General features: G+C 62.6%; 18 protein-coding genes. 13 read left to right on the top strand and 5 right to left on the bottom strand.

Annotation, left to right across the window (positions count from 1 at the left end; all coding sequences use genetic code 11):
- Positions 1 to 3: 3 nt before the first annotated feature.
- From OSA81_02945 to OSA81_02930, 4 genes are read left to right on the top strand one after another with little or no spacing between them, the layout of a single operon-like run.
- Entirely contained in the window at positions 4 to 402 is a 399-nt protein-coding gene (locus OSA81_02945; protein MDE0897951.1) for a 6-carboxytetrahydropterin synthase, read from the top strand.
- Positions 399 to 1,457, top strand: a complete 1,059-nt coding sequence (locus OSA81_02940) for a glycosyltransferase family 4 protein (GenBank protein MDE0897950.1) — start codon at positions 399 to 401, stop codon at positions 1,455 to 1,457. The genes OSA81_02945 and OSA81_02940 overlap by 4 nt, the downstream gene beginning before the upstream one ends.
- Positions 1,454 to 2,287 carry a class I SAM-dependent methyltransferase gene (locus OSA81_02935; GenBank protein ID MDE0897949.1) on the top strand — a complete coding sequence of 278 codons (834 nt, stop codon included), beginning with the start codon at positions 1,454 to 1,456 and terminating at the stop codon, positions 2,285 to 2,287. Before OSA81_02940 ends, OSA81_02935 begins: the two co-directional genes overlap by 4 nt.
- Entirely contained in the window at positions 2,284 to 3,273 is a 990-nt protein-coding gene (locus tag OSA81_02930; GenBank protein MDE0897948.1) for a lysylphosphatidylglycerol synthase transmembrane domain-containing protein, read from the top strand. The genes OSA81_02935 and OSA81_02930 overlap by 4 nt, the downstream gene beginning before the upstream one ends.
- Here the strand turns inward: OSA81_02930 and OSA81_02925 are convergent.
- The 4 genes from OSA81_02925 to OSA81_02910 are packed head-to-tail and all read right to left on the bottom strand — an operon-like array spanning position 3,167 to position 7,191.
- Entirely contained in the window at positions 3,167 to 3,952 is a 786-nt protein-coding gene (locus OSA81_02925; protein MDE0897947.1) for a RibD family protein, read from the bottom strand. The genes OSA81_02930 and OSA81_02925 overlap by 107 nt on opposite strands.
- The gene (locus OSA81_02920) at positions 3,949 to 4,767 is read right to left on the bottom strand and encodes a creatininase family protein (protein ID MDE0897946.1); all 819 of its coding nucleotides are present in this window, start codon (positions 4,765 to 4,767) and stop codon (positions 3,949 to 3,951) included. The genes OSA81_02925 and OSA81_02920 overlap by 4 nt, the downstream gene beginning before the upstream one ends.
- Entirely contained in the window at positions 4,760 to 5,545 is a 786-nt protein-coding gene (locus tag OSA81_02915) for an FkbM family methyltransferase (protein ID MDE0897945.1), read from the bottom strand. Before OSA81_02915 ends, OSA81_02920 begins: the two co-directional genes overlap by 8 nt.
- Entirely contained in the window at positions 5,542 to 7,191 is a 1,650-nt protein-coding gene (locus OSA81_02910) for a sulfatase-like hydrolase/transferase (protein MDE0897944.1), read from the bottom strand. The genes OSA81_02915 and OSA81_02910 overlap by 4 nt, the downstream gene beginning before the upstream one ends.
- Positions 7,192 to 7,218: 27 nt before the next feature.
- Between OSA81_02910 and OSA81_02905 the strand changes: the two genes are divergently transcribed.
- From OSA81_02905 to OSA81_02870, 8 genes are all read left to right on the top strand, one after another.
- Complete coding sequence (locus tag OSA81_02905; GenBank protein MDE0897943.1) at positions 7,219 to 8,877, top strand: glucan biosynthesis protein G; 1,659 nt, start codon at positions 7,219 to 7,221, stop codon at positions 8,875 to 8,877.
- Between the two features lie 406 nt (positions 8,878 to 9,283).
- Entirely contained in the window at positions 9,284 to 12,289 is a 3,006-nt protein-coding gene (gene mdoH, locus OSA81_02900) for a glucans biosynthesis glucosyltransferase MdoH (GenBank protein MDE0897942.1), read from the top strand.
- Between the two features lie 4 nt (positions 12,290 to 12,293).
- Positions 12,294 to 13,157, top strand: coding sequence for a methyltransferase domain-containing protein (locus OSA81_02895; protein ID MDE0897941.1), 864 nt, complete (start codon positions 12,294 to 12,296; stop codon positions 13,155 to 13,157).
- A gap of 115 nt (positions 13,158 to 13,272) precedes the next feature.
- A complete protein-coding gene (locus OSA81_02890; protein ID MDE0897940.1) occupies positions 13,273 to 16,254 on the top strand; it encodes an amidohydrolase family protein in 2,982 nt (993 codons plus the stop codon).
- A 2-nt stretch (positions 16,255 to 16,256) separates the two neighbouring features.
- Positions 16,257 to 17,645: an amidohydrolase family protein gene (locus OSA81_02885; GenBank protein ID MDE0897939.1), complete on the top strand. Its 1,389-nt coding sequence runs from the start codon at positions 16,257 to 16,259 to the stop codon at positions 17,643 to 17,645.
- Between the two features lie 264 nt (positions 17,646 to 17,909).
- Positions 17,910 to 19,328, top strand: a complete 1,419-nt coding sequence (locus OSA81_02880; protein MDE0897938.1) for an amidohydrolase family protein — start codon at positions 17,910 to 17,912, stop codon at positions 19,326 to 19,328.
- A 214-nt stretch (positions 19,329 to 19,542) separates the two neighbouring features.
- Positions 19,543 to 21,627 carry an FAD-binding protein gene (locus tag OSA81_02875; GenBank protein ID MDE0897937.1) on the top strand — a complete coding sequence of 695 codons (2,085 nt, stop codon included), beginning with the start codon at positions 19,543 to 19,545 and terminating at the stop codon, positions 21,625 to 21,627.
- Entirely contained in the window at positions 21,627 to 22,379 is a 753-nt protein-coding gene (locus OSA81_02870) for a c-type cytochrome (protein ID MDE0897936.1), read from the top strand. The genes OSA81_02875 and OSA81_02870 overlap by 1 nt, the downstream gene beginning before the upstream one ends.
- 54 nt (positions 22,380 to 22,433) lie before the next feature.
- On the opposite strand, the gene OSA81_02865 is transcribed toward OSA81_02870, so the two are convergent.
- Positions 22,434 to 24,053: an amidase family protein gene (locus OSA81_02865; protein ID MDE0897935.1), complete on the bottom strand. Its 1,620-nt coding sequence runs from the start codon at positions 24,051 to 24,053 to the stop codon at positions 22,434 to 22,436.
- Between the two features lie 214 nt (positions 24,054 to 24,267).
- Here OSA81_02865 and OSA81_02860 point away from each other — a divergent pair, with 214 nt between their 5' ends.
- On the top strand, positions 24,268 to 24,642 hold the full coding sequence (locus OSA81_02860; GenBank protein ID MDE0897934.1) for a hypothetical protein: 375 nt from the start codon (positions 24,268 to 24,270) through the stop codon (positions 24,640 to 24,642).
- The last annotated feature ends 39 nt before the right edge of the window (positions 24,643 to 24,681 follow it).

The following is a 24,681-nucleotide window of genomic DNA, read 5'->3' as shown; positions in this document are numbered from 1 at the left end:
AAAATGTATAGCCTGAACGTCCGAGAACATTTCATGATTGCCCACAGCTTCACTGGAGAGGCATTCGGTCCGGCTCAGAAGTTGCACGGTGCGACCTATGTCGTTGATGCGACCTTTCGGCGCGCTGAATTGGACGCGGACGGTCTGGTGGTGGACATCGCACTCGCCGGTGACAAATTGCGGGAGGTTCTGGGCGCGTTGAACTACCGTAATCTCGACGATGACCCGGATTTCGCAGGGAAGAACACCACGACAGAGTTTCTGGCCCGAGTGATCTTCGAACGACTCGCCGCCTCGGCGAGGGCCGGGGATCTTGGCGAGGGTGCAACGGGGGTCACGTCGATCTGTGTGAAGCTTAATGAGTCACACGTGGCGTGGGGAAGTTACGAAGGGGCTCTGTGAGCCCTCGCCTGCACTTGATTGTTCCCGGCCCACTCGATCAGCGGACGGGGGGATATCTGTATGACGCCCACATGGTCGAGGGTCTTCGGCGGCTCGGTTGGACCGTCGACGTCATCAGCCTGGAGGGCGCGTTCCCCCGCGCCGATGCTCGGGCACGGGTGTCGATGGAGAAATCGCTTGCGGCTTTGCCGGACGGCTCCCGGGTGGTGATCGATGGACTCGCGATGGGCGGCTTGCCGGACCCGATTCGCGACCACGGTGAGCGCCTGAGAATCGTGTCGCTTGTCCACCATCCGTTGGCGGACGAAACGGGCCTCTCGCCGAGCGACGAAGAGAAGTTCAGGGACTCGGAGCGAGAGGCACTGAAACACTGTGCGGGGGTCGTTGTCACGAGCCCATTTACGGCCCATCGACTCGCGGGATACGGTGTGCCTGAACGTCGAATCCGAGCTGTGCCTCCTGGGACGGCGCCTGCCGCGTGGGCCACCGGTCCCGGCGAGGGTGCTCCGCCTCAACTGATCTGCGTCGGAACGCTGACGCAAAGGAAGGGACATGACACCCTCGTTGCCGCGCTTGATTTCGTGCGCGACTTGGACTGGACCTGTGTGTGTGCGGGTAGCCTGGACCGTGACCTGGAGCACACACGTGCGGTGCGGGATCAGGTCACGGCAGCGGGTCTGGCCAATCGGATCTGTTTCTTGGGCGAGGTCGATGAAGAGGTACTCAGCAGACTCTACGATACGAGCTCGATGTTTGTCCTGCCCTCCCGTTATGAAGGCTACGGAATGGCATTCACCGAGGCCTTGGCACGCGGCCTGCCTGTCGTGAGCACGACCGGCGGAGCCATTCCGTTCACCGTGCCTGCCGAGGCAGGAATCCTAGTCAGTCCGGGTGATGCGCCTGCGTTCGCAGCAGCCCTGCGCTCTCTGCTCGGTGGTCTGTCCACTCGCCGCGAGAGCATGGCGGCTGCGGCCCGAAGCCACGCAGCGACTCTCCCGTCCTGGGAAGATTCCGCAACTGCATTCGCCTTGGCCGTGGATGGGCTTACGCGATGAGCGTGGAGACTTTTGACGCGGGATGGTTGACGCTTCGTGAGCCTGTCGACCATCGGTCCCGACCGAGTGACCTTGCCGAACGACTCTCCCTCTGGTGGGCCGCGCGAGGGGCGACGAAGGTTCTGGATCTGGGGAGCGGGACCGGGTCGAATTTTCGATATCTGTCCGGTCGGCTGCCGGGTCCACAGGATTGGACTCTGCTGGACCACGATCAGGCATTGCTTGAGCGGGCGATGGCTGAACCGGCCAAAGCCTCCGGTGGCGTCCGTGTTACCGCCGTGGCAGGTGACCTCATGAACGAGGGGATCACCGAGGTGCAGAGCGCCGATCTGGTAACTGCATCAGCGCTGCTAGACCTGGCATCGGAAGAGAGTGTCGACGCGTTGGCCGAGGCCTGTGCCTCAGCCAGATGTGCGGCTCTTTTCGCGCTCACCTACGACGGGAGGGTCACCTGGGGCCCGGACGTCGACGCTTTCGATGAACAGATTCTCACTGCCATCAACACACACCAACGGCGAGACAAGGGCATGGGTCGAGCGCTGGGCCCCACCGCAGGTACCTACACCTTGGAGGCGTTTTGTCGTCGTGGGTACAAGACCTTCACGTCTGCCTCGCCGTGGCGTCTCACCCACGGTGACAAGGTTCTCGCACGGGCGCTGCTCGAAGGCTGGCGCGACGCCGCGCTCGATGAGCGACCTGACCAGAGCGACGCGATTCGTGCCTGGAGCGAGCTGCGAGCCGCGGATCTTCAGAGTCCCACGCTTCAGCTTACGGTCGGACATGTCGACGTGCTGGTGTTGCCGGCGGGGGCGCCTACAGGTCGACGTTGAGCTCTCCCTCTCAACCAAAGTGGCCCTGGCTGCTAGCTCGGTTCGGTGTAAGCGCGAGTGTGCTCGCGGTGGTGGCACGAACGCTCGACCTTGATGCGGTCGTCGAACGCCTTTCAGGATTCAGCCTTGGGTGGGTGGCCCTTGGACTGGGCCTCTCCGTCCTCCAGGTGGTCATGCTCGGATGGCGGTGGCGGTTCACGGCGGCAAGGCTGGACATCGACCTGCCGATGGGTATCGCCGTACGGGAGTACTATCTCGGCATCTTTCTCAACCAGCTCCTCCCGGGAGGGGTTACTGGAGATGTATCTCGAGCCTGGCGACACGCTCGCACCGAAGCACCCACCGGGCCTTCCGTACGGGCCGTTGTGTTGGAGCGGATGTCTGGGCAGGTGATCATGACGATTTTTGCGGCCGGGGCGGTGCTGATGCTGCCGCTCGGGCCTGCGCTGGGTAGAGTGATGGCCGTCCTGGGGACGGTCGGTATAGCCGCTGTGGTTGTCGTCACAATGATCAGAAGGGCCGAGCCGAGGCCGTTCGTGGGCCGCATCTGGGCGGACACGCACAGGGCTGTCCTCGCGCCGGAGGCGCTACCGATTCAGGTCGGAACCGCTCTGCTCACGGTAGCCTCGTACGTGGGTCTTTATCTGGTCGCTGCTCGTGCGGTCGGGGTAGAGACGGAGCTCCTTCGTTTCCTGCCCCTCGTCCCCCCCGTGCTGATGACGATGCTTGTGCCGATCTCTGTCGCGGGCTGGGGACTCCGAGAGGGTGCGGCGGCTGCACTTTGGGGAGCCTCAGGGTTGAGCCCGGAGGACGGAGTGTCGATCTCGGTCGCGTACGGACTGCTTGTGCTGCTCTCGAGCCTACCCGGTGCGGCCGTTCTTATTCAGGCTCTGTTCGAAGGTCGAGGTCGAACAGGACGTCCGACCCAAGCCGGAAATGCCGGAACGCCGGGCGAAGAGCCTTGTCCAGGTTCGCGATCGGACTGAGGGTGAGTGATGGTCGTCCGGAGCCGATCAACATAGGGGCGACGGTGATGTGCAAGCGGTCGAGCAAGCCGGCCGCCAGGAAGCGTGACACCGTCACGCCGCCGCCCTCGACGAGGAGTCGCCGAAGCCCCTGAGCGCGAAGCGCTGCGAGTAACACCGTGAGATCCAGCCCGGCGTCGACTCCTGCGGGCACGACGATTTCGTCATCCGTCACCGTGTGTGTCAGGCCTTGGTGCACCACGATCGTACGGGCACCGTTGTCGTTGAAGACGCCCCTGCTCGGGTTGAGGCGACGGTTCGGATCCAACACGACACGCACCGGATTGTCTCCTTCGACGCGCCTGACGGTCAACTGAGGGTTATCCTCGTCCACCGTGTTGGCTCCCACCACAACGGCGTCGACCAGTGCCCGGAGCCGATGGAGGCGCTTGAGATCCTGGGGGCCTGTTACGAAGTGCGACGCTCCGCTTTCCGTTGCGATTCTGCCATCCAGGCTTTGACCGAGTTGGCCCAGGACCAGATCGGGTTGTGTCAGCAGGGGAAGGTAGATCTCCAGTATGTCCAGAGCCTCGTCTGTCCCGCCTTCCGAGGCAGTCGGATGCTCAACTTCATCTGGCGCGCGTCTCCTCGCCTCCAGCACGTAGGCCCAGGCCGCTGCCTCGTCGAAGGCCTCGCTCACGAGGGGCCGTCTGCCTCACCAAACCTGTCCATGGGAAAAGTCTTGGTGTCGAGAATGACTTCCGCGAGGGCTTTCCCGTAGTGTGCTACCAGCCGCTCCCCAAGCGCGGCGGATCCGAGCGTAGCATCGCCTGTCACTCCGTGCCGATTGAGGTCGCCCGCCAACCAGGAGAACGATGCCTCGCCTTCTGGTCTGAGACGCTTGAGGGTGCCTTCGAGTTCCTCTCCTAGAGACGGGAATCGCGCGATCTGGGCGGTCCGAACAAGGTCGGGCCGTAGGTCGAGCATCATCGCAGTCTCGACGGCCCCCCCGTGCAGGCCGTGTCGCCACTCTGTGTCCGGAAGGTCGGTGCCGTCCGGTCGTGCGAATCGGAAATAGCTCGCCTTGACCACGAGCATCCCATGCTCGCCCCTGAGAGCTAGGCCTGCCGCGTCCATCGCGAATCGATTGCCGCCATGGCTGTTCGCCAGCACCAGCCTCCTAACACCGGCTCCTGCGAGGCTCTCACCGAGGCTGCGAATGAAGTCGACGAGCTGATCCGGCGGAAGACTCAGCGTACCCGGGAAAGACGTATGCTCATGGCTCGTCCCGACCGCGAGAGGTGGAAGGACAAAGGCGTGCTCGTCGGCAGGCAGGTGTTCGAACGCGCGTGCGATCAAGCCGAGCCCGATGTCCAGATCTGTGGACAGCGGAAGGTGGGGTCCGTGCTGCTCGATCGCAGCCAGTGGCAGGACTACGACCGGATCTTGCTCGTGAATCTCTGCCGCTTCGCTCGCGGTCATGGTGTGCCAATAGCGCACGTTTCGATCAGTCATCTAGTGGTTCTCGGTGGTCCAACTGCAACTGTGCGTAAAGGTCGCCGGACGACGCGCCATCGGCGCCATCTCTCAACCATGCGATGATCGTCTCCTCGTTCTCCCATGGGTCGAATGAGAAATGGCGTCCCTCACCGAGGATCACATTGAAACGATAGCTCCCAAGCTCGCAAACGCGACGAACGCAGGCCTCTGCTACAGGGAGTTGCCCCGCGACGAACTCAACGGAGAGAGCTGGCAGCGCGAGACTCAAGCCGGTGAGAACCTCGGCCTCGAAGCCCTCTACGTCGATCTTACAGAAGCTAGGGAGACCGTACGTCTCGATGAGGTCATCAAGGGTCACGACAGGGACGTCAACCGAATCCTCCCACCGGACGCCACTGAAGCCAGGGTGAGATTCCCTCATGGCGTCGCGCCACGGCGCAGACAGCGATGAGACGGTTGGCGCCCTACGGCTGATCGCGAGTCGTGCCGTCCCGGCCGATGCTCCCACTGCTTCTGTTCTCACTAGGATACATTCGTTTCGACGGACGAGGTGCTTTAACCATCGAGCAACCTGAGGTTGGGGCTCCAGAGCGATCACGGTGGCACCGAGCGATGCGAACGCCACGGATCGGTCGCCCAGATGTGCTCCCACATCAAAGACGACGTCGCCCTTGCTCACGAATTGACGATACAGACGCCGCAGCCCGGGTTGGCGACCGGGCCGCCAGTACACGAAGAAGGAGCGGGCGAGACCGCACCACTCAGACCCACGCGCTGCCAACGACTGGCTCATGAACCGCTGTAGGCACGGATGAACCAATCACGAAAGTAGTCTACACCCAGAGTCTCCCGCCCAGGATCTGTATCCGGCCAGGCGCCCTCGACGAAGCCCCACTCAAGGAACGGGTCTACGAGAGAGCGGTCACCGCTGATGACGTGAACGGGTACTTCCCAACTCGCGCCGTCCCCCGTGATGAGCGGTGCCGGTTGGTGGTCGCCCAGCACGATCAGGAGTGTCCGGTCGTCGACGTAGCGCTCTGCATACGCGGCCATCGTATGAACTGCGTAGTCGACGGAAAGCGCATAGTGCTCACGGACGCGGTCCGTGTCCCGCCATAGCTCCTCCGGACGTTCTCCGATCTGGCTGAACTCCTGAAAGCGTGATCCATCACCGATTCCTTCCCAGTCGTCGAGGACGGGAAGAATGGGAGTCCAGGGCGCATGACTGCTGATGAGCCCGAGCTCCACGAACAAAGGCTGATCACTCGAGGCTCGGACGGTGTTCTCAAGGAAGGACCATGTGAACTGGTCCGGCATCGTGACCCAATTCAAAGCCGGCCCTGCATAGTCGATCTGGTCGCGGGTAAATATCTCGTCGTAGCCGAATCGACCGCCTTCTGGCCAGGCTGCGGTGATCGCGGGCATCACCGCTACCGTCCGATATCCGGCACGCTGAAAGTCATCGATCAGCGTCTCTCGGCCCCCGGAGAGCATCATATCGTAGCGGATCTGATTATCCAGCCAGATCCCACTCAAGACGGAACCGTGGGCGAACCACGACTGACCGCCCTGGCTGGGTGCGACCAGTTTTCCAGATGCCAGGTGCAGCCCTGCAGCTTCAACGCGGGCTTCCAGATCGTCCAGGCGCGGCCCGAGGACCGGCGAGTATCGCTCGTCATAAAGGGCGACGACGCCATACGACTCAAGGAAGCCGATGACCACATCGCGGCCTTCCAGACCGGACATGAGTCCGGGCTGATTCGCATAGCTCTCCGGGAATTTGGCCAATGCCTCCGCAAACCATTCCTTCTGATTTGCGATATCCGCTAGGCTGGACGCCTGCACCCGCACGAGTCGAAAAGTGGGCACGTCCAAAACGGGCCCAAGCATCGGGGAGCGTTCCGCGATGGTACCTAGGGCCAGAAATGTGATCAGCCCGAGAGCACTCAATCGGCCGGACAGGACGCGGTGGTCGATGCGAAGGGACGTCAGCAGCCAGGCTACGGCCGCTGTGACCACGAGTAGCCCCAGGGACACCAGCACCATGACCGCCACCGCGAGCAAGGGCCCTAGCGAGCCCCAGAGAAGATGCCGGACTGAGCTCAGCAGCCAGATATCAATATAGAGATTCAGGGAACGGCCCAGGCTCAACCGGAGTGCTGCCTCGCCGAAGCCAACGATTGTGGCCGCCATGATCGTCACCGAAACCGCCAGTGCGACGTATCGGACCCAAGGCCTGGGTGGAAAGCTGGCAAAGAGGGCGACGATCGCCACCGCCTCCAGTGCGAGCCACGGAGGGGAGAAGCCTCCACTCAAAACCCACCACGGAGCGAGGAGCGCCACGTTGACAAGGGTCATGGCCGCACACAGCCTCATAATCTTCGCGAAGAGCCGTTCGCTGTTGGCACCCGCGATCTGGGCGCCACTCGCCGCGCTCATCTGCCCTGTCGTAGCCATTGGTGTCGCATGTCTGCTCCGGAAGTATCCCGCTCGTTCGCTTTGCTGGCGTTGCTCCTGCTGCCTGCCTTCGGGTGCGGCGTCTCGGAGGAGGAGTCCACACTACCTTCGGACAGGCGGGAGGCCAACCCGATGGGGCAGGTGGTGGACCTCGCGCTGGAGCCCGCGACCCCCGCGACGATCGCCCAGCACGTCAGGGCGAAGGCACGCGTTTTGGCCGCACGAGAGTATTCCGGGCGTGACACGCAGTTGCCCGCCTCGCTGGCGAACCTGGACTACAGTGACTATCGGTCGATCCGCTATCGGCCGGCGGCTGCCCTGTGGAGGGACGCATCCCCGTTCGAAGTCCAGCTTCTCCCAAGGGGTGGACTCTTCTCGGAGGCGGTTCAACTCCATGTCGTCGGCTCGGAACAGGTCCTGGAGATGCCGTTCGATCCAACGCTGTTCTCTTTCGAGGGGCGGTCCGCTCAGGCGAATCAAGAAGATCGAGCGGCTCTTGGCTACTCCGGCTTCCGGGTTCACTACCCGCTGAATCGTCCGGAGGTGGCCGACGAGATCGTCGTCTTTCAGGGGGCGTCATATTTCAGACTCCTCGGACCGGGGCACGTGCATGGCCTGTCCTCGCGAGGACTCGCGATCGATATCGGTGAGTACGCCGGAGAAGAGTTCCCAGACTTCATCGAATTCTGGCTGGTTGAGCCGAGCGCGGGCGACCGGACCCTCGTCTTCTATGCCCTCCTCGATAGCCCATCAGTTACGGGGGCCTATCGGTTCGAACTGGAGCCTGGCCCGGAAACGGTACTACATGTGAGTGCTCGGTTGTTCGCACGGCATGATGTGAACAAGCTGGGCGTCGCGCCGCTCAGCAGCATGTTTCTCTACGGACCTAACGAAGCTTGGAATTACGACGATTTCCGTCCGGAGGTGCACGATTCCGATGGCCTCATGATGCTTACCAGGGTCGGAGAGTGGATCTGGAGGCCGTTGGCGAACCGGCAAGACGTTCGGGTCACGGCTCTGCGCGACGGAGAGCCACAAGGCTTCGGGCTGGCTCAGCGCGCTCGCAATTTTGGCCAGTACCTCGACCTGGAAACGTCCTACCATAGGCGCCCGAGTCAGTGGGTCGAGCGGGTAGGGGGGGACTGGGGTGTCGGTGGCGTAGAGCTGCTCGAGGCCCCGACCGACTCGGAGTTCAGCGATAACGTCGCAGTGTCCTGGGTGCCTGATCGGCCGTTCCGGGCGGGGGACGAGCGTTATTATGAATACCGACTCGTGACTTTTGATGACCGGCTCGACCATCAGACGCTGGCCCAAGTTCAACGGACACGGATTGGGTGGGATGCGCTCCCAGGTGCCGCTGCCCCACCCCCCGTCAGTCAACGACGCGTGGTTGTTGATTTCTCTTTGGGTGGCCGGGTTGGGGATCGGACAATGGGAGTCGAGTCTGCTGTGGTCGAGGCCGTCATTGAGATTTCCGCAGGCGAAATTTCGGACGTACGCATGGCCCCACTTCCCGATGATGCCGGGTGGCGCGTCTCGTTTCGTCTCTCCCCTGCGGGAAGTGAGCCTGCCGACATGCGACTCCATCTCGTTCGAGACAAAGCACGAGTGAGTGAGAGCTGGAGCTACGTCTGGTATCCGCAAGGACCGAGGATTTCCACCAATTAGATTGCTTAGAAAACGAGAGCTGGAGCGATCGATAATTTGAAGCCCATGCGGTGCCCGACCTGTGAGCGAAACAGATGGCCCGCGAAGAGTCCCGGCCACAGTGGTTCCGCGGCAATCAAGATTCCGTCAGTTAGCCGATATAGCAGTGGGGTATCCATTCGTAGTACACGGAAGGAAGGATTTGTCCAACAATATCTAGAAAAGCTGGACACGCGGCAGGTATTATGCGTATTTAAACTACAATTCTTAGACAAAGGTGATACAGATATGCAGTTCGAAGCCACACCTCAGGCCTCCTCAACAGGCTTGGTCCGGGCCGCGTTATTCGCACTGACGGCCTTCCGCAGGTGCCTGTACTGGTGCGGGATCTACCCCGTGGTTTCGTGGGGTTTCAGTGACCTAGTTAATGCGATCACTGCTCGCAGGTGACGCGGTGACACCTGCCCAGTCACCTTTCCGCTTACCGTTTCTCCGCTTGCGAAGGAGCGTCTTCTTCGGAGCAGTCGTCGGCACCACGGTCCTCGGAACCGCGATGATGCTCCATATCGTTCGAGCAGAGGGCCTGACCGCTCTTGAGGTCGTCATCCTGAGCCTCTTCGTGCCCACGTTTGGATGGATATCGCTCTCTTTCTGGAACGCTACGACTGGCTTCGCGCTGAATCTCGCTGGCCGAGACCCTGTGTCTCTGGGACTGTCAGGGCTGCGAGATACAGGCGCAGCCGCTGTTGTGAGTCGGACAGCCTTGGTTATGCCTGCACACAACGAAGACCCTGAGCGACTCATCGCGGGGCTCGGCGCCGTGGTTCGCTCCCTTGAGGCTACGGGTCAGGCGGGTCACTTCGACGTCTACCTCCTCAGTGACACCACGGATGCCCATCTAGCGCGAGTCGAGGAGGAGGCATGGAGCCGATTGCGGGCCCGATCTCCCAGGCCCGGGCGGCTGCACTACCGAAGGCGTCCCTTGAACACCGGTCGCAAGGCAGGCAACATCGCCGATTTTTGCGAGACGTGGGGGTATGACTACGACTTCATGGTTGTTCTCGATGCCGACAGCGTGATGAGCGGCGACACCCTCGTTTCGCTGGTTTACGCGATGCAAGCAAATCCGCAGGCAGGATTAATCCAGACGGTCCCGATTCCTGCGCGTCAGGATACCCTCTTCGGTCGATTCGTCCAGTTCGGTGCGGCACTGTATAGCCCGATGCTGGCAACCGGGCAGGCGTTCTGGCAAGGGGGTTCCGCCAACTACTGGGGCCACAACGCCATCCTTCGTGTGGAACCGTTTGTCCGTCACGCCCAATTGCCGGTGTTGCCGGGCACGCCACCGCTGGGCGGTAGGATTCTGAGTCACGACTTCGTCGAGGCGGCGCTTCTGAGGCGGGCGGGGTGGCACGTCTATCTGGCATCGGCGATTGGGGGCAGTTACGAAGAGATCCCCACGAACATACTGGACTTTGCAAAGCGAGACCGCCGTTGGGCCCAGGGCAGCCTTCAGCATCTCCGCCTTCTCCGCGAACCCGGTCTTCACCCGCTTAGCCGACTCCACTTTGTGCAGGGCGCGATGGGCTACCTCGCCTCGGTATTCTGGCTTCTCCTTCTTGTTGCTAGTACGGCATATGTGGTCGTCCCGTCGTTGAGCGCAGCCCCGCTCTTCCCGGCGCAAGGCCTCATTACGGGCGTCTTTGTATCAGGCTTCACTTCGTCGCTGATGCCGCTACTGGGTTTCACGGCGATTCTGCTGTTCCTGCCGAAGCTTCTTGGATTGCTCAATGCGCTGGTGCACCGGCGTTCAGAGTTCGGTGGCGGGCCGGCTCTCGTAGCGAGTGCGATCCTCGAGACCGCATTTTCGATCTTGGTCGCGCCTGTTCTCATGATGTACCACACGAACTTCGTTATCGGGATCGTAGCTGGTCGGGGCGTTGACTGGGGAACGCAGGCTCGTGCGGGCAGAAGCATCTCCTGGGCAGAGGTCTGGCGGCCGACGGCGTGGATCACCGCCACCGGGCTGCTCTGGATGGGCATCACGGTCGTCGCGAGCCCGCTGTTCGCCGCCTGGCTGGCTCCGATATTCGCGGGACTACTACTGGCAGCGCCGCTGATCTATGTGTCGAGCAGCCTTGAATTGGGGCGAGGACTGCGTCGCCGTGGTATCCTTCTGGTCCCGTCGGAGACGCGAACCCCGGCGGAACTCCGACTCCCTGCCGGGGACGATACGGATCAGTCCTATCGCACCGAGGCGTTGGGACGCTCGACTGCCATGAGGTCAAAGCCCAGGATGCACGAGGTAGAGAGATGCCTGTTCGATCTGCGCCGCGGGCGACCCGTGTGCTTGACTGGAGCGGGTGACCCCGAGGCCTGTGTGCTTTGTGCACCCGTTGAGGGTCTCGACCCTGCGATCCTTGAGGAACTGAAAAGACTCGGTTCCGGAGCGTTGAGGCTCGTCGTGACTCCTCGGCGTGCCGAGAGCATGGGTGTGAGTGTCCCTTCGGGAGATGGGCCATTGACAGGTGTGAGTCTGGCATTCAATGGCGAGACGCCGACGGAGTTGTTCCGACTGGCAAGTGCCCCGGAAGGATTCAACCCGTCCCGGCTGGACGCGAGGGTCGCCACCGAGACGGAGGTGGCTGCGCTCGATCTCGTGCGTTTCGGTCGCCTGCTGCCCGCGGTCGTGACGGTACGTGCGCATCCAATTCGTGTTCCCGAGCTTCGAGCCGCGCTCGAGTCCGGAGCGACACTTCGGGTGGAGGCCGAGCACGTGCGAACCCTTACCGCTACCCCGGGCACCGAGGTGGTCGTCACGCATGTCAGCGAGGCTCAGGTACCGCTAAAGGACGCAGAGGAGGCCCGTTTTATGCTGTTTCGGGAAGACAATGGTCTCGTCGAACATGTGGCCATCCTCATTGGCGATGAGAAGGATTGGCCGGATCCGTTACCGGTGCGGATCCACTCGGCGTGCCTCACGGGAGATCTCTTCGGCAGCCTGCGCTGCGATTGTGGCGAGCAGTTGCGTGGAAGTCTCACCTCGTTCGCCGCTGCTGGTGGCGGGGTGCTCCTTTACATGCAACAAGAGGGGCGGGGCATCGGCCTGGGAAATAAGCTGAGAGCCTATGCGTTGCAGCACGAAGGGCTCGATACGATCGATGCGGACCAGGTCCTGGGTTTCGGCTCAGACGAGCGCCGCTATGACGCCGCCGTTGGCATGCTTCAGCACCTGGGTGTCGAACGTGTTCGCATTCTCACGAACAACCCCGAGAAAGTGAGGGCCCTCGAAGAGGGAGGCATCGAGGTCACGGCTCGCGAACCCCTGCACGGTACGCTGAATCCCCACAACCTGCCTTACGTGCGGGCCAAAGTGGAGAGGGCCGGCCACTGGCTCGGTGACATGCTCCACAGCGATCTGTCCGGGAAGTAGGCCCATGCAGGCCCCAGACGTCGCGGGTTACTACGACAGCAATACGGCTCGCTTCCTCTTCGTTGGTGGTAGTGGTAGTGCGCTGTCCATCCATCGGCAGTTGTGGGGACCAGGGGTTCGAAACGCGAGCGAAGCTTCGAGCTATGTGAACGGACTCATTGCGACAGAGATCGAGCGTGTTCGCTCCGACTCAACCTCCACCATTCTGGACATGGGATGCGGGGTGGGTGGCACTCTTTTCCACTTGGCGGTGTCCCTTCCGGGGAGTAGCCTCCACGGCATCACCATCAGTCCTCGTCAGCACCAGCTCGCAAATCGGATCGTGGCCGAGAAGGGGCTCCAGGGTCAGTGTCTGATTCACCTCGGTGATTTCCTTGTCACCCCACTGGCGGTTGCCGCGGACGTCGTCGTGGCGGTTGAGTCGTTCGCGCACGCGCCCTCGCCGGAGCGTTTCTTTCGTTGGGCGTCTGATCATCTCCTCCCCGGCGGGCACATGATCGTGGTCGATGACTTCCTGACTTCGGCGGTCGGCTCGCTGAGAGAGCGGGAGCAGACTTGTGTCTCGGACTTCCGAGCGGGTTGGCGCGTGCCCGGCATCACCACGCCCGACGATTGCCGGTACGCCGCCGAGTCCGTCGGCTTCGAGCCGGTCGACGACACCGATCTCACAGCCCTCATTCGGCTGGGCCGGCCTAGAGATGTCGTTATCCGGAAGCTTAGTCCGCTGCTTCGGAGACTGCGTCTCGCTCGCTTTCCGTTTTTCGGTAACATGGTGGGAGGCGACGCCCTTCAGGCCGGACTGAAGGGTGGTTTTTTGTCATACCGGTTTCTGGTCTTCCAAAAGGGCCCGGTTCGAAGCCGTAATTGACGAGATGCCCTAGCGAGCATGGCCATCCAGGCTAGACGCCGTACTTTCTCTGCGTTCCGGTTTCCCGCTGCAGGGAGACCCCCGTGGGTCACCGTACATTTTTTTGGAGACTGTCGTGAGAGCAATCCTCTCTTTTATCGGAGTCACTCTTCTGTTCACGGGCGGACTCACGGCCCAGCAGTCGTCTCGGACTCAGCCCGTGGCGGGCATTCGTGACAACGGCACAGGCTTTCACGCCCTTGTTGGCGCACGGGTGGTTACGGCTCCTGGGCAGGTTCTGGACGGCGCGACGATCGTCATCCGGGACGGAATCATTCAGGCGGTGGGTCGTAACATGCAGCCGCCGGCCGGCGCGCGTGTCTGGGATCTCGAAGGTCACACGATTTATCCGGGGTTCATCGACGCTCACGCAGACCTCGGCATGGATGCGGTCCCCGAGGGCGGGGATGTGGGGCCAACGCACTGGAATCCACAGGTCCGCGCCTGGTTCAGCACCACGGCCAACCTTCAGGACGACGCCGACCGCAGAGCTGCTCTTCGGTCGCAGGGCTTCGGGACGGCACTGGTCGTGCCCAAGCAGGGCATTTTCCGGGGCACCGCTTCGGTCGTGAACCTTGGTGATGCGGGGGTCCGCGACAGAGTGCTGCGCCCGGATCTGGCTCAGGCCATCGGCTTTCAGCGTTCCTTCCAGTTGGGCGGCGCTTACCCCAACTCGGCCATGGGCACGATCGCACTCATAAAGCAGACATTCATGGATGCCGAGTGGTACATGAGAGCGTGGGGCGCCTACGAAGACGGTGGCCGCTCCGTCCTGCCGCCCGAGACCAGCGAAGCCCTGGGTGCCCTTGAAGCAGCCGTGATGGGCAGTCAGCCGGTCATCTTCGATACGGGTAGCGAAGAGGAGTACCTGCGGGCTCACAAGCTGGCCCAAGATTATGGCGTGGATGCTTGGTACCGAGGAAGCGGCGAGGAATACCGGATCGTCGACGTGCTGCAGGGACGCACCGATCCACTCATCATTCCTCTGAGCTTCCCGGATGCTCCCGAGGTCGACGACCCAGAATCGGCGTTGAACGCCACCCTGGCCGACCTCCGTGACTGGTATCTGGCGCCCACGAGCCCAGCCCAGCTGGCCGATGCGGGCGTCAGTTTTGCCATCACTTCAGACGGTCTCTCCTCGCTGAATGAGTTCCTGCCGAACCTGCGCATTGCGGTCGCACGAGGGCTCTCCACAAGAGATGCTCTGGCCGCGCTCACCACGACGCCGGCCGCTCTCCTGGGGCTCGAAAACACCCACGGCACGATCGCAGAGGGCAGGGTTGCTAACCTCGTCGTGAGTCAGGGCGATCTCTTTACCGAAGAGGCCGCGGTCCGGGATGTCTGGGTACACGGTCAGGCATATGAGGTCACCAGACCACCGGAGGTGGACCCACGTGGCACCTGGGCCATCGCATCAGACGATGAGTGGGGGTTCGAAGCCACTCTTCGTCTGGAAGGTCCGCTGAACCGCCTCGGAGGGTCTATCGACGTTGCCGGCCCAGGCGGCGCGAGCATCGATCTCGCTTCGGCGGAGGTCATCGCAGAAACGGGACGCATCGAGGTTCGCTTCGACGGTGAAGAACTCGGATACGAAGGAGTCGCTCTTCTGGCCGGTTCTGTCCGGGGTGAGGATTTCTACGGATGGACATCCCTGCCCAATGGTGCAGATCCGTCATTCCGAGGATCTCGCACCGATATCTATGAGGGAGCAGCACGGGGCACAGTGGCGATGAATGTCCCTGAAATCGACCTGCCGTTCATTCGGCCGATGATGGAGTACGGGAGGCCGTCGATTCCCGAGCAGCCCGCCGCGGTGGTCGTGCGAAACGCCACCGTATGGAGCCAGGGCCCTCTGGGACGGATGGAGAACGCTGATCTTCTCGTCCAGGCCGGACAGGTAGTGGCCATTGGTACGGATCTCGACGCCCCCCGAGGTGCGGTAGAGATCGACGCGACCGGAAAGCACGTCACGCCGGGGCTTATCGACCCCCACATTCACTCCGGGGTCAGCGCGATCAACGAGAGTGGCTTCGCCATCGTGCCCGAAGTTCAGATGGGCGATGTGGTCACGCACAACAACATCTGGATGTACCGGCAGCTTGCCGGTGGGCTAACGACCGCGCACATCAAGCACGGCTCTGCGAACCCCATTGGTGGCGAAAACGTGTTCGTGAAGCTCCGATGGGGGTCTCTGCCTGAGGACCTCATGCTGAAGGATGCCCCTCGGACAGTGAAGTTCGCGTTGGGCGAGAACCCAAAGCGGCGTCAGGGGCGTTATCCGGACACTCGAATGGGGACGCAGGAGATCATTCGTGACCACTTCCTAGCGGCTCGCGACTATGAGCGCGAATGGAACCGCTGGGAGGCCAGTCAGGAGGGGATCCCCCCACGGCGCGACCTGAGGATGGAGGCCATCCTCGACATCCTGAACCAGGAACTGCTGATCTCGTCGCACGGGTACCGCGCCGACGAATTCCTAGCGCTGGTCCGGCTTGCTGAGGAGTTCGGCTTCCGGGTTCAGACTCTGCAGCACGGGATAGAGGCGTACAAGATCGCGCCTGAGCTGGCTGCCTCCGGGGTCGCCGCAGTCGTGTGGAGTGACTGGGGTGGATTCAAAATGGAAGCGTACGACGCCTCCGTGTACAACGCTCGCATCCTCATCGAGGCCGGCGTGGTTACCGCGTTGCATTCTGATAACAATGAGATCGCCAGTCGCATGAACTGGGAGGCCGGCAAGCTACTTCGGACCGGCCTCACGCAAGAGCAGGCGCTGTCGACCGTGACCAACCAGGCCGCGAGGGCCATGGCGATCAACGATCGTGTGGGCTCGCTCGAAGAGGGCAAGGACGGTGATTTCGTCATCTGGAGCGGGAACCCGCTGTCTCAGTTCACCCGAGCCGAACAGACTTGGGTGGATGGGCGACGCTATTTCTCCCTAGAGGAGGACGCAGCCCTGCGGGTAGAGATCGACCGTGAGCGTACCGAGCTCATCCAGGCCATTCTCTCGGTGAGTGAAAGCCAGGGCGAAAACATGCGCGAATCGCGCGGGAGCAACTGATCATGACGACGACCATGACGAAGTGGGGAGCCATGAGGGCAATTACGTCCCGGGTTGCCGCAGTCACAGCACTGACACTCGCCGCGATGATCGTGGCGTTTGCTGCCCCGTTCGTGTCGCCCACTTCGGTGGGGGCGCAGGTGCGGATGACCGTGCCGCCGCAGTCCGAAGCGGTGGCGCTGCAGGGGGCCACCATTCACACGATCACGAATGGGGTCATCGAGAACGGAACCATCGTGTTCAATGACGGAATCATCGTTGCCGTCGGCGCCGACGTGGAAATTCCAGCAGGTGCGCGCGTGGTCGATGTCACAGGAAAGCACATCTACCCCGGACTCATTGATGCCTACAGCACGGTGGGAATCAGTGAGATCGGCGCGGTTGGGGTGTCGAGCGACGTGAACGAGCTCGGCGACTTCAACCCCAACGTTCGAGCCGAGGTCGCGGTCAACGCGGAGAGCCGTCACATCGGCACCTCCCGCTCCGCTGGTGTGCTCGTCACGCTCACGACCCCGGGTGGCGGCCTCATCTCCGGTATGTCGTCGGCGATGAGCCTCGAGGGATGGGACTGGGAAGAGATGTCTATGGAGTCGGCTGCGGCCCTCAACGTGAACTGGCCCAACCCGAACCCTCGCGGCGGTCGCGGCGGACGGGGAGGCGCTCCACAGGATCCGCCGCCGAGCTATGCCGAACAGGTGCAGCAGCTCAAGGACTTCTTTGCGGAAGCGCGCGCGTATCGCGATGCCACTGCGGCCGGTGCGGAAGTGCGGACGGACTCGCGCTACGCGGCGATGGTTCCCGCGCTGGACGGAGAGATTCCGGTCGTGGTTTCGGCGGACGGGGCGGGTCAGATCAACGACGCCATCACCTGGGCACAGGAAGAGGGTGTCAGGATCGTGATTCGTGGCGGTGCCGACGCAATCCATGTGGCTGATCGACTCGTGGCCAATGACATCCCCGTGATCCTGACGTCGACCATGGCCGCGCCCGGTCGCGAATACGAAGGATACGATGGGGCCTACACTATGCCTGCTCGGCTCTATGAGGCTGGGGTGAAATTCGCCATCTCCGGAGGGTCAGGCTCTCTATATACGAACCGACTGCCCTGGGAAGCTGGAGTCGCGGTGGCGTTCGGGCTCCCGGAGGAAGAGGCAATGAAGGCTGTGACCATCAATGCGGCCGAGTTCATGGGGATCAGCGACAGGGTCGGATCACTGGAGCCCGGCAAGCAGGCGACACTCCTGATTACCACGGGGACCCCTCTGGATATGACGAGTGATATCGAGCAGTCCTACATCCAGGGCCGCGAGATCGACATGATGGACATCCAGAAATTCTTCTTCGAGAAGTACATGCAGAAGGTGATACAGAACCGGCGGGTGGTGAGCTAGCCGGTCGAGGGCTCGCACTCAGCTGTTCGATCGTGTGGTTGATACTTCGATCACGGACGACTTCCAGGATGTTTGGGTAAAAATCACAATTCGCCGTCATGTGATGCGCGTCGGTCGTGACGCCCTCGTCTCTTGAAAAATTCACGAGTGCTCGCGGATCGAAGATCTGATTCGCATCTTCTGCGCATGGATCCTCGCGGTCACTCGGTGAGTGTCGATTACGAATCCGTCACGAGGGTCGGACGAGTCTACCGGAGGAACAACGTGAAGCTTCAGCGGCTGGTGCAATTGGCCCTCACATGCGTAATGCTGACCGCGTGCGGCGGAGAGGATGCCGACAACTTTGATCTGGTCATCACACACGGTCGTGTGATCGATCCTGAGTCGGGACTCGATGGGGTGCGCTCCGTGGGCATCCGCGATGGTAAGGTCGCCTCGATCGTTGAGGGCGAGCTGACCGGCAGACGCACGATCGACGCGACCGGACATGTCGTCTCACCGGGATTCATCGATCTGCATGAGCACGGGCAGAGCGAAGAAGCCTACTCGTACATGGTCCGAGACGGGGTGACGACTGCCCTGGAGCTGGAGGTCGGCACAGCCGACATCCATGGTTTCTACGCGGACCGTGAGGGGGGGCAGATCGTCAACTACGGTGCGAGCATTGGGCACATTGGGGTGCGCATGGAGCTTCTTGGAGATCCCGGGGCGGGGATTCTGCCCGCTGGTATCGGAGGCTCGGGGAGTATCACGGCGGAACAGCTCGACGAAATGGAGCGCCGTATTCGTGAGGGCCTGGATCAGGGAGCAGTGGCGGTCGGCTTCGGCAGTGCCTACACGCCCGGAGCCGAGATGTCCGAAATCGAACGAATGTTCGGCGTGGCAGCCGAATCTGGCGCAAGCGCTCACATCCATATGCGCGGTGGTCTCTCGGGCTTCGACTCCACCGTCGCCGCCGCACGCCGGACTGGAGTGTCGCTCCACTTTGTACATATAAATTCAAGCGCGGGCGATGATATCGACGCCTTTTTGGACGGCGTGCAAACTGCAGTGGATGCCGGTCAAGATGTTACCACCGAGACCTATCCGTATGGCGCGGGGATGACCGAGATCCAGTCGGCACTCTTTGACGACTGGGAGAGTTGGCCCGAAGAGCGCTTCGAGCTCCACCAACTCGTCTCCTCGGGAGAACGGGCCACTCGAGAAACATTCGCGCAGGCTCGGGAAGAGGGCGGGGCAGTCATCATTCACGGCCGCACGGAGGAGGTAACCCGAAAAGCTGTGGTGAGTCCGCTAACGATGATCGCGAGCGACGGCTTTATCGTCGACGGCCGTGGCCATCCACGCACTTCCGGATCGTACTCGAAGGTACTTGGGCAGTATGTCCGGGATGAGGGTGTTTTGTCTCTTCCCGAGGCGATCCGAAAGATGACCATCGAGCCAGCTCGACGGCTCGAAGCCACGGTGGAGTCGATGGCCAGCAAAGGGCGCCTCCAGGTCGGCGCCGACGCAGACATTACGATCTTTGATCCTGCGACCGTGATTGACCGCTCGACATACCTGGACGCGACGATCCCCTCGACCGGTATCGCATGGGTGATCATTGCGGGCGAAGTGGTGGTCGAGTTGGGTGAGGTAACTGCTGCTCGTCCGGGGCGGGCAGTCCGCGGGCGCGTGCGATGAGCTGAACCGAGAGTCGCAATCTCTACCGCGAATAGGATGGGCCGCTTGCAGGAGGCCTGCATCCCTACCTAGCGTGGTCGAACGTCCCGGCCTTTGGGTCTTCATTCCGGGTCGGTGGCTTGTTCGGTCAGGCTCGCTTCAAGGGTCATCTCAAGATGTCCCTTGGCCGGATCGATGAGCAATCACGCTTGGCGACCATTGGGGAGGACTACAGGTGGCAACGAAAGACGACCGTCCGTCGCAGGACTCGACGCTCGAGAACGAGGATGGGCTGAACCGCCGCGATTTCGTCAAAACAGGGGTCGCCGCCGGATTGGGATCCGCGGCTCTCTTCGAGCCGACTGAAGCGCAGGCGCAGGTCCCCGCGGGTGCCTCCGGGCAGGTCGTCTGGGACTATGAGGTGGACGTCGTCATCGCGGGGGGCGGGTGCGCGGGCCTGACTGCGGCCATTCGCGCGGTTGATCGCGGGGCCAGTGTGCTGGTGGTCGATCAGAATTTCGACCTCGGCGGCCGCATGCTGCATAGTGCGGCCCGGATGTCGCTCGGCGGCGGCGACCCGGTTCAGCAGAGAGACATGAGAGGGGAGAGCGACCGGGAGGGACTTATCACGGTCGACCCTATCGAGGACCCGGAAGAACTGGATGACAGTGTCGAGATCCTGTTCACGGATCTCACTGACTGGTCGGTTCTCGACCCCAAGGGGCAGGCCCCCTATCGCTACAACGAGCCCGAGTTGGCTCGTGCTTGGGCCGAGAACTGTCCGGCGACCCGACAGTTCCTGATCGACAATTATGTCCGCTTCTCGAGGGTCAGCAGCACGCACGGCGGGGGAGGGTTGTCACGCGCACGGCTGGCCAACTGCTTCCTCATGCTGGGCGACGTGACGGACATGAAGGCGGGAACCGTCACCGCGGAGGACGCGGGCGTGGCCGATCGAGAACGATCGAGTGCGTTCTCTCCCCTGCGGATGAACAACGCGAGCCGTATGGTCGGACCCAACGCGGTGACCAATGGTGCCGCGCTCTCCCGGCCGCTGGAGTTCTCTGCCCGTGAGAAGGGCGTCGACTTCATGCTGCACCGCCGCTTCGACGAGATCGTTCGCGAGCAACCCTTCTCGGGCCGGGTTCTCGGCATAAGGGCACACTATTCTCCCCGGTATCACCCTGAGACCGGCGAGATCCTTCAGGGCCTCTGGCAGAACGGCAACATCGATGAGCGACGTGAAACCGTGAACATCAGGGCCCGCCAGGCCGTCATCCTCGCCAGCGGCGGCCACGCCGGGAACCCCGAGGTCCGCAGCATGTTCTATCCGGCCATGCGCGAGCCGGCCTTTCCGACGAGTGGTCGGGCGTTGCTAGGCCCGGGAGGTCAGGACGGATCGGCGCTTGTCGCCGGCTTGAGGGTCGGCGCGAATCTGGCTGGGATGCAGCAGAATCTCTCGTATTACACCACGTTTCACGTCTCGACGCGCCTTGGTACGCGCGACGCCTATACCGGGATGATGCCCGGACACCCCACGTTCGGTTTCCGCGGCTCAGCGGGTTTCAACGTGGGCAGCTCGGGCTTCGAAGAGTTCATCGCCGTGAATCAGGTCGGGAAGCGCTTCTTCAACGAAGTCCGTCTCCCGGCGAGGCCAGGCCCGAGCGCGTACCCCGGCGATCGGGGTGCCCCAGGGCGGGGGCTCGACCACACGCCGGTCGATTGGCGGAATTGTCGCAAGGAGTGGGTCCGTGACATGTACAACTACGACCACGGCGTCCATGCCGCCCTGGCACTCAACGAAGGGTCTGAGGCTCCTGAGTACTACTCGGGGCCGATTTGGGCGATTTTCGATCAAGATGCGGTCGATCGCAACGGGTGGGAGCTCCGTTACCCCTTCGTCTCGGACAACGGCTACTACTTCCAGGCCGATACCATCGACGAGTTGGCCGCAAAGGTCGAGGCGGATCACGAATTTCAACGTGTACCGCTGAACTACCTCGCGGAGACGGTGACCACCTGGAACGGTTACGTGGAATCAGGCACCGACCCCGAATTCGAACGCGAGGTCGATGCCCCCATGAATCGCATCGGGACTCCGCCGTTCTACGCGCTCTCGATCATGGTGATCTGGCACGACTCCTACGGGGGGCTGAGGGTCAACGGCCGTCAGCAGGTCGTGGATATGCAGGGCAAGGTGATTCCCGGTCTGTATGCGGGAGGCGAGGCTGTCGGCGGCTTCAACAAGCATGGCTTGGGCAAGGGTCACGTGCACGGCTACATCGCCGGCACGCATGCGGTCGAAGAGCCGTCCAGCTGATGCTGAAACTCGTGGCCGGGGTCCTGGGGCTTGCCCTCGTGATCAGCCCGGGTGCCGGTGCACAACAAGCGGCCGGCGCGGTCTTGTTGGGCCAGGGCCAGCAACTCTACGAAGAGAAGTGCGCGCTCTGCCATCAGGACTCGGGCGCCGGTGATCCGCCGGCCTTTCCGGCCTTGAGCGGCAGTGACCAGCTTGAGGACCCGCTGAGGGTCGTCCGCACCATCCGCTTGGGCAAAGAGCACATGCCCCCGTTTCCCGGGCTGACCGCCGACGAGATCACCGGATTGGTGAACTACGTCCGCGAGGCGTGGGCGAACGGCTCTCGGAGCGTGACTACCGAAGAAGTAGCCGAGGTGCTGAAGGGGCTGGAGGATGCCGGTCCCGTGGTATCAGTCTGGGACGGCGTGTTCACCGAAGCACAGGCCGGCCGCGGTGAGGCGGTGTACGCGGGTGCCTGCGGCTGGTGTCATGGCCACAGATTGAATGGTGCGCCGGACGACCCGGACATGCGCTCGACCCCCCCCTTGGCGCGGGCAAGATTCCTCCGCGTCTGGGAGGACAGATCACTTGCGACCCTGTTCGCGTACACGAGGGCGACGATGCCGGAAGACAATCCGGAGTCGATGACCGAGCAGGAGTACGTCGACGCCCTTGCGTACATGCTGGCTTTCGGCGGGATCCCGGCGGGCGAGGATGAGCTTCTACCCGACCTGCCGAGCCTGGCTCGGGTCATCATAAGACCGCAGCATTAAGCTCTTGGGTGCGCATAAGTCAGGGGCGATTGATCTCGTCAGGTATCGCACCGCTCAGTTACTGGACCGCCGACTGGTGATGGCCATCGGCGGGGGAATGCGCGACATCGACGCTTGTTCGTAGTCGTAGGCGAGTGAGATCAGCACAGCCTCGGTCCATGCAGTGCCCACGAACGAGAGACCGATCGGCAATCCGTCCACGAGCCCCATGGGCACCGAAATCAGCGGATATCCTGCCACGGCAGCCGTGGCGGTGAGTGAAGGAGGCCGAGTGCCTCGCGCGCCCTCTGGGATCGGTCCGGGGCCGGGAGTACCGTCCGGCTGAAGTACCGCCGCCGGAGCACCGGTTGGCGTCACGAGCGCATCGACATCGTACTCTCTCAAGAGCCGATCGATGCCGTCTTCCTGCGCCAGGCGCTTGCCGGCCTCCAAGCTTGCGATGTAGTTGGGATTCTGGCGTCCGCCGTCTGTCGCCTGGGCGTCTTCCCAGTACTCCATGCTATGCATGCTTTCGCGCGGGTCGTTTCTGCTGAAATCGATGAGGTCGGCCAGCGTGCGCACCGATACCGTGCTCGGCGTCCCTCGAAGGTAGGCGTTCAGGTCAACCTTGAAGTCTTGCAGCAGAATGACACGCATCTCGGGCCTGGTATCGACCAGCGCGTCCCCGGGAAGCTCCACCAAGTCCGCTCCCTGAGCCGAAAGAACCTCGAGGGCCGCGTCGAACAAAGGACCGACCGACTCCGCGCTGCTGCCGGTCGGCCTTAGAAAACCGAGGCGCTTACCCTGCAGCGCTTCGGTGCTCAGGGCCGCGACGTAATCAGCCTTGTTCGCGTCGGCATCGGCTGACCATGGGTCGCCCGGGTCCGTGCCCGCGATGACCTCAAGGAGCAGCGCGACGTCTCTCACAGTTCGCGCCATTGGACCGGACGAGTCCTGCGTCAGGCTGATCGGCACGATGCCGCGGCGGGATACGAGCGCGATGGTCGGCTTCATCCCGACCACCCCATTTACAGAGGAGGGGCCGACAATAGAGCCGGCCGTTTCTGTGCCGATCGTAGCGGCTGCGAAGCTCATGGCCGCGGCGATCCCCGATCCGTTGCTTGATCCCGCAGCGGTGCGGGTCGGGTCGTACGGATTGTGGGTGCCGCCCCCCACCGTGCTGCCGTTCAAGGATGCCGTGTTCCGGAATCCGGCGAACTGTGAGAGGTTGGCCTTCCCGAGGATGATCACGCCGGCGGCTCGGAGGCGCCTCACCACCTCTGAGTCCACGGTCGGGTAGTTGTTTTCGAGGGCGTACGAGCCCGCCGTGGTCGGCATCCCCACCGCGTCCAGGTTGTCCTTGAACAGCATGGGCACACCATCGAGCGCGCTCAGTTCTTCTCCCGCCGCGCGGCGGGCGTCGGACGCTGCGGCCTGGTCCAGCGCATCGGTGGCCACCGTGATGACGGAATTGAGCGAGCCGTCCATGGCTTCGATGCGCTCGACGTAGGCTTCGGTGATCTCCATCGACGTGGTCCGGCCTGAGGCCAGGTCTTCAGAGATCTGATGAAGCGGCACCTCCACGACGGTATAGGTCGCCGCAGTGCCGGGATCGGGCTCGCCCCCCGAGCACGCGGCTAACAAGAAAGTGCCGAACAGAGCGAAGCATGTGATCCGAAGGCGGGCGGAGATCATGATCTCATCCAGTGATACGGTGGTCGTTTCTCTTAGCCGGGCTGGACATCGCGGTGCGCGGCCTCAAGTCATGTGCTCCGAAGGTACCCCGGGGACTCCTGCACCGCCGCACCACGTCCTGGGCGAAGAGCCTCTCTGGAGCGTATGCGGCAGGTGAGCCTTCTAAGGCAAAGTAACGGTCGGGGTTGCCCGTGCGCTTCTTGCGATTGAGTTGATGCGGGTCGCGGCGGAGTGCCGGGGCACGTACCTCACGCATATCCGCAACGAGAGCCATGCGGTGCTGGACGCGATCCACGAGGCGATCACGATCGGTGAGAGGACAGGCGTCCCGTTGCACATCTACCGCCTGAAGGCGGCGGGCGAAGAGAACTGGCCGCTCATGGTCGAGGCGCTCGCGCTCATCGACTCGGTCAGAACTGTCGGCATGGATGTGACCGCGGATATCTACCCTTACATCCGGAACGGTATCGGGCCGGGCTCGTTCCTGCATCCGCGGCATTACGCGGAGGGCATCGGCTACGTCTTCGTGAACGGGGTGCTGTCGTCGACGATGGCGTGCTCGTCGACGTACCTCCCGGTCGGCTGCTGAGGTGGTAAATCCTCGACGAAGCGTTGTGAGCGCGGCAGC

Source organism: Longimicrobiales bacterium, assembly GCA_028823235.1.
Taxonomy (GTDB): domain Bacteria; phylum Gemmatimonadota; class Gemmatimonadetes; order Longimicrobiales; family Gaopeijiaceae; genus UBA2589.
Note: the sequence above shows the minus strand (reverse complement) of the source record. Positions and strands in the feature narration are given on the sequence as shown.

Excerpts from the sequence above, each read along its gene's own strand:
- OSA81_02910 (MDE0897944.1), bottom strand. The coding sequence starts at position 7,191 with ATGAGCGCGGCGAGTGGCGCCCAGATCGCGGGTGCCAACAGCGAACGG.
- OSA81_02860 (MDE0897934.1), top strand. The coding sequence starts at position 24,268 with ATGCGGGTCGCGGCGGAGTGCCGGGGCACGTACCTCACGCATATCCGC.
- OSA81_02870 (MDE0897936.1), top strand. The coding sequence starts at position 21,627 with ATGCTGAAACTCGTGGCCGGGGTCCTGGGGCTTGCCCTCGTGATCAGC.
- OSA81_02905 (MDE0897943.1), top strand. The coding sequence starts at position 7,219 with ATGTCTGCTCCGGAAGTATCCCGCTCGTTCGCTTTGCTGGCGTTGCTC.
- OSA81_02945 (MDE0897951.1), top strand. The coding sequence starts at position 4 with ATGTATAGCCTGAACGTCCGAGAACATTTCATGATTGCCCACAGCTTC.
- OSA81_02895 (MDE0897941.1), top strand. The coding sequence starts at position 12,294 with ATGCAGGCCCCAGACGTCGCGGGTTACTACGACAGCAATACGGCTCGC.
- OSA81_02935 (MDE0897949.1), top strand. The coding sequence starts at position 1,454 with ATGAGCGTGGAGACTTTTGACGCGGGATGGTTGACGCTTCGTGAGCCT.
- mdoH (MDE0897942.1), top strand. The coding sequence starts at position 9,284 with ATGCGATCACTGCTCGCAGGTGACGCGGTGACACCTGCCCAGTCACCT.
- OSA81_02865 (MDE0897935.1), bottom strand. The coding sequence starts at position 24,053 with ATGATCTCCGCCCGCCTTCGGATCACATGCTTCGCTCTGTTCGGCACT.
- OSA81_02885 (MDE0897939.1), top strand. The coding sequence starts at position 16,257 with ATGACGACGACCATGACGAAGTGGGGAGCCATGAGGGCAATTACGTCC.
- OSA81_02920 (MDE0897946.1), bottom strand. The coding sequence starts at position 4,767 with ATGACTGATCGAAACGTGCGCTATTGGCACACCATGACCGCGAGCGAA.
- OSA81_02915 (MDE0897945.1), bottom strand. The coding sequence starts at position 5,545 with ATGAGCCAGTCGTTGGCAGCGCGTGGGTCTGAGTGGTGCGGTCTCGCC.